The sequence below is a fragment of the Mycobacterium sp. B14F4 genome (assembly GCF_039871645.1).
In the GTDB taxonomy this organism is placed as follows: Bacteria; Actinomycetota; Actinomycetes; order Mycobacteriales; family Mycobacteriaceae; genus Mycobacterium.
This window is the reverse complement of sequence record NZ_JBDPMF010000008.1, coordinates 52291-64418: the sequence shown is the minus strand read 5'-3', so window position 1 is coordinate 64418 and position 12128 is coordinate 52291. Positions and strand designations below refer to the sequence as shown.

General features: G+C 68.2%; 8 protein-coding genes and 1 riboswitch. Of the genes, 6 read left to right on the top strand and 2 right to left on the bottom strand.

Features of this window, described 5'->3' with window-relative positions; all coding sequences use genetic code 11:
- Positions 1-33 precede the first annotated feature (33 nt).
- Positions 34-156, bottom strand: a riboswitch (SAM riboswitch).
- A gap of 352 nt (positions 157-508) precedes the next feature.
- The gene (locus ABGB19_RS20695) at positions 509-2749 is read left to right on the top strand and encodes an NADP-dependent isocitrate dehydrogenase (protein ID WP_347687873.1); all 2241 of its coding nucleotides are present in this window, start codon (positions 509-511) and stop codon (positions 2747-2749) included.
- Here ABGB19_RS20695 and ABGB19_RS20690 read toward each other — a convergent pair.
- Positions 2746-3582: an alpha/beta hydrolase gene (locus ABGB19_RS20690; RefSeq protein WP_347687872.1), complete on the bottom strand. Its 837-nt coding sequence runs from the start codon at positions 3580-3582 to the stop codon at positions 2746-2748. The genes ABGB19_RS20695 and ABGB19_RS20690 overlap by 4 nt on opposite strands.
- 73 nt (positions 3583-3655) lie before the next feature.
- Here ABGB19_RS20690 and ABGB19_RS20685 point away from each other — a divergent pair, with 73 nt between their 5' ends.
- Genes ABGB19_RS20685 through ABGB19_RS20670 form a run of 4 tightly spaced genes read left to right on the top strand, consistent with a single transcriptional unit; the run spans position 3656 to position 7522 of the window.
- The gene (locus ABGB19_RS20685) at positions 3656-4447 is read left to right on the top strand and encodes an exodeoxyribonuclease III (RefSeq protein ID WP_347687871.1); all 792 of its coding nucleotides are present in this window, start codon (positions 3656-3658) and stop codon (positions 4445-4447) included.
- Between the two features lie 29 nt (positions 4448-4476).
- A complete protein-coding gene (trpS, locus tag ABGB19_RS20680; protein WP_347687870.1) occupies positions 4477-5502 on the top strand; it encodes a tryptophan--tRNA ligase in 1026 nt (341 codons plus the stop codon).
- An 18-nt stretch (positions 5503-5520) separates the two neighbouring features.
- Complete coding sequence (yhjD, locus tag ABGB19_RS20675) at positions 5521-6558, top strand: inner membrane protein YhjD (protein ID WP_347687869.1); 1038 nt, start codon at positions 5521-5523, stop codon at positions 6556-6558.
- A 43-nt stretch (positions 6559-6601) separates the two neighbouring features.
- Complete coding sequence (locus ABGB19_RS20670; RefSeq protein WP_347688037.1) at positions 6602-7522, top strand: nitronate monooxygenase; 921 nt, start codon at positions 6602-6604, stop codon at positions 7520-7522.
- Here the strand turns inward: ABGB19_RS20670 and ABGB19_RS20665 are convergent.
- Entirely contained in the window at positions 7519-8739 is a 1221-nt protein-coding gene (locus tag ABGB19_RS20665; RefSeq protein WP_347687868.1) for a serine hydrolase, read from the bottom strand. The genes ABGB19_RS20670 and ABGB19_RS20665 overlap by 4 nt on opposite strands.
- Before the next feature lie 162 nt (positions 8740-8901).
- Here ABGB19_RS20665 and ABGB19_RS20660 point away from each other — a divergent pair, with 162 nt between their 5' ends.
- Positions 8902-12117 (top strand): adenylate/guanylate cyclase domain-containing protein, encoded by a 3216-nt coding sequence (locus ABGB19_RS20660; RefSeq protein WP_347687867.1) that lies wholly within the window; start codon positions 8902-8904, stop codon positions 12115-12117.
- Positions 12118-12128: the final 11 nt, after the last annotated feature.

Genomic DNA, 12128 nt, shown 5'->3' with positions numbered 1-12128 from the left:
TCCCTCTGTCTTCTCTGGGGGCCCGTCACAACGGACCCGCGCTTGCCGGCAGCCGCCTTCTAGCGACTACTCAACCTGGTCATCACCCGGGGCACCCCACCGCGGTTGGAGGGTTGCCGGCCAGCAAGCCGGGGCTTGTCGCTGGCGCTCATGACCGACCAGAAGCGTATCGCACGTTGCTGGCGGCGTGCCAGCACGGCCTCGACGCGCGCGGGCGTGGGCGGACGCGGCGGCGACGTCGTCGGCGCCCGGGCGTGGGGCAAACGCCTCAACTTCGCGAGGCGTACACCAGGGTCGTGCCTCGAGGACGAATCACAGCCCTGGTGTAACTCTCGCGAACGAAGACCCGGCTCAAAGTTACTGGTCAGTAGGCCGATCATGGTGGGGCATCGGGACCCCCGGCGCGCGCGTAGCGTCGTATCCGTAGCGATACTGATAGCCGCCGCCACAGGCGGAGCTTGCGAAATTGACCGAGGCCTGACGAAGAACCGAGCCGGGAGAACGCCACATGAGTGCCGAGCAGCCGACCATCATCTACACGCTCACTGACGAGGCGCCGCTGCTTGCGACCTACGCCTTCCTGCCGATCATCCGCACCTTCACCGAGCCGGCCGGCATCAACGTCGAGACCAGTGACATCTCGGTGGCGGCCCGCATCCTCGCCGAGTTTTCCGACCGGTTGACCGAGGAGCAGCGGGTGCCCGACAACCTGGGCACACTCGGTGAGCTCACGCAGGACCCGCAGACCAACATCGTCAAGCTGCCGAACATCAGCGCCTCGGTGCCGCAGCTGCTGGCGGCCATCAAGGAACTCAAGGCCAAGGGTTACGACCTGCCGGACTACCCCGGCGACCCGAAGTCCGACGAGGAGAAGGCGATCAAGGAGCGCTACGCCAAGATTCTCGGCAGCGCGGTGAACCCCGTTCTGCGCGAAGGCAATTCCGACCGTCGTGCGCCGAAGGCGGTCAAGGAGTACGCGCGCAAGCACCCGCACAGCATGGGCGAATGGTCGCAGGCGTCGCGGACGCACGTCGCCACCATGAAGGGCGGCGACTTCTACCACGGCGAGAAGTCCATGACCATCGACAAGGCGCGCAAGGTCAAGATGGTGCTCGAGACCTCCGGTGGCCAGACCATCGTTTTGAAGCCGGAGGTCGCCCTCGACGAGGGCGACATCATCGACAGCATGTTCATGAGCAAGAAGGCGCTGTGCGCCTTCTTCGAGGAACAGATCGAGGACGCCTACAAGACCGGCGTGATGTTCTCGCTGCACGTCAAGGCGACGATGATGAAGGTCAGCCACCCGATCGTGTTCGGCCACGCGGTCAAGGTGTTCTACAAGGAGGCGTTCGCCAAGCACCAGGAGCTGTTCGACGAGCTGGGCGTCAACGTCAACAACGGCATGTCCGACCTGTACGACAAGATCGAGAAGCTGCCCGCCTCGCAGCGCGAGGAGATCATCAACGACATCCACGCCTGCCACGAGCACCGTCCCGAACTCGCGATGGTCGACTCGGCCCGCGGAATCACCAACTTCCACTCGCCCAGCGACGTGATCGTCGACGCGTCGATGCCCGCGATGATCCGCGCCGGCGGCAAGATGTACGGCGCCGACGGCAAGCTCAAAGACACCAAGGCGGTCAATCCCGAGTCGACGTTCTCCCGCATCTACCAGGAGATGGTCTGCTTCTGCAAGACGCACGGGCAGTTCGATCCGAGGACCATGGGCACCGTGCCCAACGTGGGGCTGATGGCCCAGCGGGCCGAGGAGTACGGCAGCCACGACAAGACCTTCGAGATCCCCGAGGACGGGGTCGCCAACATCGTCGACATCGACACCGGCGAGGTGCTGCTCACCCAGAACGTCGAGGCCGGCGACATCTGGCGCATGCCGATCGTCAAGGACCCCGCGATCCGCGACTGGGTCAAGCTGGCCGTCACGCGGGCGCGCGCGTCGGGCATGACGGCGCTGTTCTGGCTCGACACCGAGCGACCGCACGAGGTCGAACTACGCAAGAAGGTCAAGGAATACCTCAAGGACCACGACACCGAGGGCCTGCACATCCAGATCATGCCGCAGGTGTGGGCGATGCGGTACACGCTCGAACGGCTGATCCGCGGGCAGGACACCATCGCCGTCACCGGCAACATTCTGCGCGACTACCTGACCGACCTGTTCCCGATCCTGGAGTTGGGCACCAGCGCCAAGATGCTGTCGATCGTGCCGTTGATGGCGGGCGGCGGCATGTACGAAACCGGTGCGGGCGGTTCGGCGCCCAAGCATGTCCACCAGTTGGTCGAGGAGAACCACCTGCGGTGGGATTCGCTGGGCGAGTATCTCGCGCTCGGTGCGTGTTTCGAGGACATCGGCCGCAAGACCGACAACAAGCGCGCCGTCCTGCTGGGCAAGACGCTCGACTCCGCGATCGGAAAGTTGTTGGAGAACAACAAGAGCCCGTCGCGCAAGGCCGGCGAGCTCGACAACCGGGGCAGCCAGTTCTACCTCGCGATGTACTGGGCGGCCGAACTCGCCGAGCAGACCGACGACAAGGAACTGGCCGACCACTTCGCCAAGCTGGCCAAGACACTGGCCGAGAACGAGGACGCCATCGTCGGCGAACTCAACGAGGTGCAGGGCGATTCGGTCGACATCGGCGGCTACTACTACCCGGACCGGGAGAAGACCACCGCCGTGATGCGGCCCAGCAAGACGCTGAACTCGCTGCTGGAAGGCGCGTCGAGCAGCTAGCCGCCGAGCGCGGTCGCCGGTGGAGGCGTCGCGTACCGGTCGACGAAACCGACGATCACGTCGGCGATCTGGCGTGGCGCCTCGAACATCGGGATGTGCCCGACGTCGTCGAGGTGAGTGATCTCGGTGGTCGGTGGCAGGTGGTCGGTGAAGTGGCGGGTGAACCGCGGGTGGGGCAACACGCGGTCCTTCTCGCAGATCACCAGATGCGTCGGCGCACTGCCCTCGGCGAGCTCGAGCAGACCGGGCAGCAGCAGCGCCTTGAGCAGCAACTGGTAGTACGCCGGGCAGTGCGTGACGTCGTCGATGATCACCAGCAGGTCCTCGTCGCTCAACCGGTCAGGGCCGGCGCTGACCGGCACGTAGGCCAGATGGCGGACGAACGGCAGCCGCAGCGCGCGCGGACCCAGCGCCTTGGCGACCAGCCAGACCGGGAAGCCGGCCACGAACTTGCCGACGATCTCGAACTTGACCGGGCTGTAGTGGTGCCAGCCGCCGGCCGGGGCGATGCCGGTCAACGTCCGGGCCCGTCCGCGGCGCTCGAGCTCGAAGGCCACCCAGCCGCCCAATGAGTTGCCGACGATGTGGGCGGTGTCCCAGCCCGCCGCGTCCATGCGGCGTTCCATGTCGTCGGCCAACTCGGCCGTGTCCAGGAAGAAGCGGCCCTTCACGCCGCCGTTGTGGCCGGGCATGGTCGGCGCCAGGACCTCGTATCGACCCGTCTCGGCAACCATCGGTGCGACGTCTTTCCAGACGTTCTGCGACATCATGAACGGGTGCAGCAACAGCATCGGCTCGCCGGAACCCACGTGGATCGGTGCGCGATCGGTCATGTGGCCCGACACTAAAGGTGATACCGCCGGTACCGCAAGTGGGTCCGCGCCCATGGCCGCTAGCGTGCCTGCCGTGATCGTGAGCACCATCAACGTCAACGGGATCCGTGCGGCCGTCAAGCAGCGCTCGGCCGACAATCTGGGACTGCTGCCGTGGCTGTCGGCGACGACCGCCGATGTGGTGTGCCTGCAGGAGACGCGGGCCGACGACGAGCAGCTGGCCAAAGCGCTCGCCCCAGCGCTGGCCGAGGGTTGGGAGCTCGCGTCGGCCGAACCGCACCTCAAGGGGCGTAGCGGCGTCGCCGTGCTGTCCCGTCACCCCATCGAGGCGGCAAGGCAGCTCGACAGCGCCGAATTCGGTTCGCACGGCCGGTATCTGGAGGTCGAGACCGCCGGGGTGACGGTCGGGAACGTATACGTCCAGACCGGCGAGGCGGGGACCGACCGCCAGCTCGAAAAAGAGCGGTTCATGGCCGAACTCGCCGGGCGGATGGCGACGCTGGCCGATCGGGATGCCGTCGTGTGCGGTGACTGGAACATCGCCCACACCGAGCACGACATCAAGAACTGGAAGGGCAACGTCAAGAAGTCCGGCTTCCTGCCGAGCGAACGGCAATGGCTCACCGACCTGTTGGCGTCGGGCTGGGTGGACGTCGTCCGCGCGCTGCACCCCGGTCAACCGGGCCCGTACGCGTGGTGGTCGTGGCGGGGCCGCGCGTTCGACAACGACGCCGGCTGGCGCATCGACTACCAGTTGGCGAGCACCGGCCTGGCGCGGCGGGCCATGGCCGCACGGGTGGAACGCGCCGCGGCGTACGCGCTGCGCTGGTCCGACCACGCGCCGGTGACGGTCGAATATCGCTGACCGCGGCTTGTGAAAAGATCGGAGGCATCATGAGCACCGACCGCGGCGGCGCCGGCCAGATCGTCTTCTCCGGCGTCCAACCCACCTCTGACTCCCTGCACCTCGGCAACGCGTTGGGTGCGGTCCAGCAGTGGGTGGACCTGCAGGAGGACTACGAGGCGTTCTTCTGCGTCGTCGACCTGCACGCGATCACGATCCCGCAGGACCCCGAACAGTTGCGGCGGCGCACGCTCGTGACGGCCGCGCAGTATCTGGCGCTGGGCGTCGACCCGGCACGGGCGACGATCTTCGTACAGAGCCATGTGCCCGCCCACACCGAATTGGCCTGGGCGCTGGGCTGTTTCACCGGCTTCGGGCAGGCCTCGCGGATGACGCAGTTCAAGGACAAGTCGCAGAAGGAGGGCGCGGAAGCCACCACGGTCGGATTGTTCACCTACCCGGTCCTGATGGCCGCCGATGTGCTGCTCTACGACACCGATCTGGTGCCGGTCGGGGAGGATCAGCGCCAGCACCTGGAGTTGGCGCGCGACGTCGCGCAGCGATTCAACTCCCGGTTCCCCGAGACCTTCGTGGTGCCGGACGTGCTGATTCAGAAGGCCACCGCAAGGATCTACGACCTGCAGGACCCCACGTCGAAGATGAGCAAGTCGGCCGCCACGGAGGCCGGACTGATCAGCCTGCTCGACGAGCCGAAGGTGTCGGCCAAGAAGATCCGTTCGGCCGTCACCGACAGCGAGCGCGAGGTCCGTTACGACCCTGCCGCCAAGCCCGGCGTGTCCAATCTGCTGACCATCCAGTCCGCCGTCACGGGAACCGACATCGACAAGCTGGTCGAGGGCTACGCCGGTCGCGGGTACGGCGACCTGAAGTCGGACACCGCCGAGGCCGTGGTCGAGTTCGTCAGCCCGATCAAGGCCAGGGTCGACGAACTGCTCGCCGATCCGGGCGAATTGGAGTCGGTGCTGGCGGTCGGTGCCGAGCGCGCCCGCGACGCGTCTGCCAAGACGCTCAAGCGGGTATACGACCGGCTGGGATTTCTTCCGTCGCGCGGCTGACACGCTGGGGAGGCTGGAATGGTGACACCGGCCGAGCCGGACTCCGACAAGCAGGGATTCCTCGACCGCTATCGCGCGCGATACGCCTGGTTCGACCATGTCATGCGGGCCCAGCTGCGCTACAAGGACAGCAAGGGCGACTTCTACGCGGCCGGCATCACGTACTTCACGATCTTCGCGCTGTTCCCCTTGCTGATGGTCGGCTTCGCGATCGGCGGGTTCATCCTGGCCGGCCAGCCCGATCTGCTAGCCGACATCCAGGACCGGGTCAAGGCCGCGGTCTCCGGTGACGTCGGCACGCAGCTGGTGGAGCTGATGGACTCGGCCATCGCGTCGCGCACCTCGGTCGGCATCATCGGCCTAGCCACGGCCATGTGGGCGGGGCTGGGCTGGATGGCGAACCTGCGCGAGGCGCTGAGCCAGATGTGGGGCCTGGCGCGTCAGGACGGCAAGGGGTTCGTCCGCACCAAGCTGTCGGACCTCCTGGCCATCGTCGGCCTGTTCGTGTCGATCGCCGTCACCGTCGCGCTGACCGCCCTGAGCAGCTCAGGGCTGGCCAAGAAGGTGATCGAATGGGTTGGCCTGGAAGGTGTTCCGGGTATGAGCATCGTGCTGCGGGTGGTCTCGCTGGCAATCTCACTGCTGATCACCTGGCTGCTGTTCACCTGGATCATCGCGCGGTTGCCCCGTGAAAAGGTCACCTTCCACTCGGCGATGCGAGCCGGTGCACTCGCGGCAGTGGCGTTCGAGGTGTTCAAGCAGGTGGCGTCCATCTACCTGCGCGCTGTGGTCACCGGACCCGCCGGGGCCACGTTCGGTCCGGTGCTCGGCCTGATGGTGTTCGCCTACATCACCGCGCGCCTCATCCTGTTCGCCACCGCGTGGGCCGCGACGTCGACCGAGATCTTGGAAGCCGCCCCCGTGCCTCCGCCCGGGTCGGCGCAGATCACGCCGCGCGTTCAGGTCCGCGAGGGTGTCGGGATGCCCGCGGCGCTGGCCGCGGCTGCGGCAGGAGCGCTTGGCGCGCTTGGTCTTTCGCGGCTACGACGGCGTTGAGGTAGCACCCGCCGTGCCATTGTCGACGCCGTGGTCCCGCGCGATGGGCATCGATGTCCCGATCGTCAACGCGCCGATGGGTGGCGCTGCGGGCGGCGCGTTGGCCGCAGCGGTGTCACGGGCGGGCGGGCTCGGCATGATCGGGATGGGCAGCTCGGCGACCACCGCCCAGTTGACCGCCGAACTGCAATACGTCGCGGCGCTCAGGCGGCCGTTCGGCATCGGGCTGGTGCACTGGGTGATGTCGGCGAACCCCGAGCTGCTGGAGGTGGCGATCGCGGCCAAACCCGCGATGCTGGCCGTCAGCTTCGGCGCGGACTGGTCCTGGGTCCGCCGGGCGCACGACGCCGGTGTGCCGGTGGCCGCGCAGGTGGCCGACGTCACCGCGGCCCGGCGGGCCGTCGACGCTGGGGTCGACGTCCTGGTGGCGCGCGGCGCCGAGGGCGGCGGGCACGGCGAGCCGCACGTGGGCACCCTGCCACTGCTCGCGGAGGTGCTCGACGAGGTGTCGGTACCAGTGCTCGCCGCGGGCGGTATCGCATCGGCACGCGGGCTGGCCGCCGTGTTGGCCGCGGGAGCGTCCGGCGCGTGGCTGGGCACCGTGTTCGCCGGCTGCGCCGAAGCGATGACGTCGACGGCGGTGCGCAACGCGCTGGCCGCGGCGTCCGCGGACGCGACCGTGACCACCCGGGTCTTCGATGTGGCGCAGGGGTATCCCTGGCCCGCAACGCTTCCCGAGCGCGTGCTGAGCAATGAGTTCGTTGACCGGTTCGACGGTCACGAGGCCGATCTGGACGACGAAGCGCGGGCCGAACTGGACTCGGCCGTCGCCGCCGAGGACTACCGGGTGGCGCCGGTCAACGCCGGCCAGGGCGTCGGCATGGTCCGCGAGTCGCTGCCGGCCGCCGATGTGCTCGGCCGGCTCTGCACCGGGGCCGAGCGGTTGCTGCGGCGGTGGGGCTAAGGCACCGCTCGCCGGTTGAGCGAGCGCGCGCCCATGATGAGGCTGAACACGATCACCGTGCCGACCACCCCCACGCCGACCCGCACCGGCATCGCGTCGACGTCGCCCAGCAGGGGCGCGCCGGCCACTGCGGCGTCGGCGGCGTCATCGACCGGCCTGCCGGTAAGCGAGGGGTCGGGTTCGATCAGCGTGCCGACCTTGGTGCCCGGTGCCGTCGCGAAGCCGTAGTCGAGCAGGCGCGCGGCCTGCTCCCACGGGGCGATTCGCTGGCGGGTGCCCTTGAGCAGCACCGCGACCAGACGGCGGCCGTCGCGGTCGGCCGCGCCGACGAACGTCTGGCCGGCGTCGTCGGTGTAGCCGGTCTTGCCGCCCATCGCGCCGGGGTAGTTGAGCAGCAGCTTGTTGTCGTTCTCGATCGGATAGCCGACGTCACCGCGGCCGGGGAAGTCGAACGACCGGGTGGCGACGATGTCGGTGAAGATCGGGTTCTGCCACGCGTAGCGGTAGAACAACGCCATGTCGTATGCCGACGTGCTCATGCCGGGCCCGTCGAGACCCGAGGGCGTCGCCACCCGGGTGTCGCGGCCGCCGAGCTTGGCGGCGAGGTCGTTGATCTTGGCGAGCGCCGCGTCCCACCCGCCCATCTGCATGGCGAGCGCATGCGCGGCGTCGTTGCCCGAGTACATCAGCAGCCCGTGCAGCAGGTCGTTGATGGAGTAGTGGCCGTTCTCGCCGACGCCGACCTTGGTGCCCTCCTGGGCCTCGTCCTCGGCGGTGCCCGCGATGACCTTGTGGATCGGCAGTTCCTTGATGGCCTGCATCGCGGTGAGCACCTTGACGATGCTCGCGGGGCGGTGCCTGCCGTGCGGGTCCTTGGCGGCGATGACGTCACCGGTGTCGAGGTCGGCGACCACCCACGCCTCGGCCGAGACGTCGGTCGGCAGCGGCGGTGTGCCCGGCGCCGTGATGACACCGCAACCGGCCAGCGCCTCACCGCCGAGCGGTGTCGTCGGCACCGGCAGCGGCGCGGGCGGCGCCTGGCCGGGCCTGGGCACCTCGGAGGCGTCGACCGCAGGCGGCGTCACCTCGCGGTAGGGGCACGTGTTGCCCTCCGGCGCAGCGGGCGGCTGGGCGCTTGCCACGGCCGGGCCGGCGATCACAAACAGAGCCGCTGCCAGGGCGGCAGCGCGCTGGGACGACATTAGGAACTTCGCCATCGTGAGCGCAGATTAGGCCGTGCGGCGGCGGATTCCGCGGAGGCGCGCTGTGGCTGGTGTGGTTGTTGTTTCAAATGTGACGGCATCCGAGAGTCTTGAAAGCTCGCGAAGATGCCGGCGATATGCCAGACATCACTGACCAGCGGTGAAACGATAAGTGACGTGCGCGTCAGCTGCGATGGTGGCAGTGGACTGACCGCGACAGGGCTGATCTGTGCGTCCTGTGGCGCGCATTCCAGTGCGACGAGCAACTTCTGCAGCGAGTGCGGTGCGCGACTCGCGCAGGCAACCCGCGCGGCTGAGTACAAGCAGGTGACGGTGCTGTTCGCCGATGTGGTGCGGTCGATGGACATCGCGGCCGTCCTGGATATGGAGCGGCTGCGCGAGGTCATCACCGAGCTGGTGGAGCGCTCCGCGGCGGTGGTGCGCCGCTACGGCGGAACCGTGGAGTACACCGGCGACGGGGTGATGGCGCTCTTTGGTGCTCCAGTTGCCTTGGAAGATCATGCTTTTCGAGCATGTCTTGCCGCGCTGGCAATCCAGGAGGAGGCCGCCCGGTTGGCGGCCGAGGTGACCCGCCGCGATGGCGTGGCGTTGCGGCTGCGGGTGGGCCTGAACTCGGGGCGGGTGATCGCCGGTGAGGTCGGTTCGGGGTCGCTGAGATACGCCGCGACCGGCGAGCCGGTCGGATTCGCTCACAGGATGGAGTCGGTGGCGCCGCCCGGTGAGGTGATGTTGTCGGAGGCGACCGCGCGGCTGGTCGAGCACAAAGTGGTGCTGGCCGAACCGGAATGGGTGCACATCAAGGGGTCCGATGACCCGGTGCGCGCGCGCCGGCTGATGGGGATCGGCCCGCAGGGCGGGCCGATCAGGCGCACGGAGGCGAGCCTGGTCGGTCGGCGCTGGGAGATGGCCGCCCTCGACGCGATGGCGGAGCGGGCGAGTGGTGGGCGCGGTGGTGTGCTGAACGTGGTGGGGCCGCCGGGCATCGGCAAGAGCCGGGTGGCCCGGGAGGCCGCGGGCTCGGCTGTCGGTCGCGGGGTGGAGGTGTTCTGGACCTTCTGCGAGTCGTACGCTCGTGACGTCCCCTTCCATGCCGTGAACCGGTTGCTGCGAACGGCGATCGGCGTCGCTGAAGTCGACGGCGAAACCGGCCGCGCGTTGGTGCGGCAAAGGATTCCGGATGCCGACCCGCAGGATCTGCTGCTGCTCGACGATCTGCTCGGCATAAGTGACCCCGAGGCGCCGCTGGCCCAGATGGACGCGGGTGCGCGGCGGCACCGATTGACGGCGCTCATCAATACGATCGCGCTGGCGCGCACGCAACCGGCGTTGTTCATCATCGAAGATGCGCACTGGATCGACGCGGTCAGCGAGGCGATGCTGACCGACTTCCTGGCGGTGATCCCGCGAACGGCCTCGATGGTCCTGATCACCGCGCGCCCCGAGTATGAGGGTGCGCTGCTGCGGGTGCATGGCGCCCAAACGATAGCGCTTGCCCCGCTGCGTGATTCGGACATCTCGGCGCTGCTCGGCGAGCTGGTGGGGTCGGATGCATCGGTTATCGAACTGGCGTCTGTCATCGCCGAGCGGGCCGCGGGCAACCCGTTCTTCGCCGAGGAGATGGTGCGCGACTTGGTGCAGCGCGAGCTCTTGGACGGCGAGCGCGGTGAATATGTCTGCCGGGTCGACATCGGTGAGGTGAGCGTGCCGGCCACAGTGGCGGCGGCCATCGAGGCGCGCATCGACCGGCTGAGGGCCCCGGCGAGGCGGACGCTGAACGCGGCGTCGGTGATTGGCGTACGCTTCGAGGCGGAACTGGTGTCCGCGTTGAACATCGATGCGGTATTCGACGAGCTCCTCGGCGCGGAGCTGATCGATCAGGTGCGGTTCTCCCCGAGCGCCGAGTACGCGTTCCGGCACCCGCTGATTCGCGCGGTGGCCTACGAATCACAGCTGAAAGCCGATCGCGCCGAGTGGCACCGGCGCCTGGCCGCCGCGATCCAAGACCGCGCGCCGGGGTCGGTGGAGGAGAATGCCGCGCTGATCGCCGAACATCTCGAGTCCGCCGACGAGCTGCACGCGGCGTACGGCTGGCACATGCGCGCCGCCGCGTGGTCAACCAACCGTGATCTCGTCGCGGCCCGGCTGAGCTGGGAGCGAGCACGCCAGATCGCCGACGCGCTGCCTGCGGACGACCCCGACCAGCTGTCGATGCGCATCGCTCCGCGGACCATGCTGTGTGCCACCGACTTACAAGCCCGAGAGGTCCAGGAGAGCCAGGGCCGCTTCGCGGAGCTGCGTGAGTTGTGCAGCGCGGCCGGGGACAAGGTCTCGCTGGCCATCGGTATGAGCGGGCCGGCCACCGAGCTGATCTACGCCGGGCGCGTGCGTGAGGGCTCGCTGCTGGTATCCGAACAGACGGCGCTGCTCGAGTCGATCGACGATCCCACCCCGACCATGGGGTTGGCGGCCATAGCGTTCGTCAACTGGCTCTGTGCCGGTGAGTTCGGCGAGATCTTGCGCTGGTCGCAGCACGTCGTCGACCTGGCCGCCGGTGACCCCACCAAGGGCGCCAGCTACGGTTGGGGATCACCGCTGGCGATCGCGTTGGCGTACCGCGGCACTGCCCGGTGGTGGCTGGGCCGTCCCGGATGGTGCCGAGACCTCCACGACGCCGTCGCGATGGCCCGACACAGCAACCCGGAAACCCTCTCCGGTGCCATCGCCTGGACTTACGGTCATGCGCTGCAGTATGGGGCGCTTCGGGCCGATGACTCCGCGGTGCGCGCGAGCGAGGATGCACTGCAGACCGCCCGAAGCGCCAGCAACGACCGCGCAGTGGGCTTGGCCGCATATACGTTGGCTGTCGGGCTGCTGAATCGGGACGCCGCGGCCGACCGTCACCGCGGGCTCGAACTGATGATGCAGACCCGTGACATCTGGCTGCGAAAGCGTGCGCTCTTCCTCATCCCGGTCACCGACGTGTGGACCGCCCGGGAAACGGCCAGGCGCGGCGACCACGATGCCGCCATACCGGAGATGCGCCAAGCCGTCGACGAGCTGCGCCAGGCAGAAAACCTCTTCTATGGCGTTTGGGGGACCGGCGTTCTGGTGCAGACGCTGCTAGAGCGTGGCACCCACGGCGATGTGGCCGAAGCTCAACAGGCGGTCGACCGACTGGCGGTCCTATGGGTAGACGACGGTTCGGCGATGCTCGAAATCACGCTGTTACGGCTGCGCGCGCTGCTGGCCCGTGCCCGCAGCGACGAGGTTGCCTACCGGGACTTGCTCGGGCGATATCGCGCGACCGCGGAATCGCTTGGCTTCGAAGGACACATCGGGTGGGCTGAGACGATGGTCGAGGAAAGTGGCTAGTAAGCAACGTA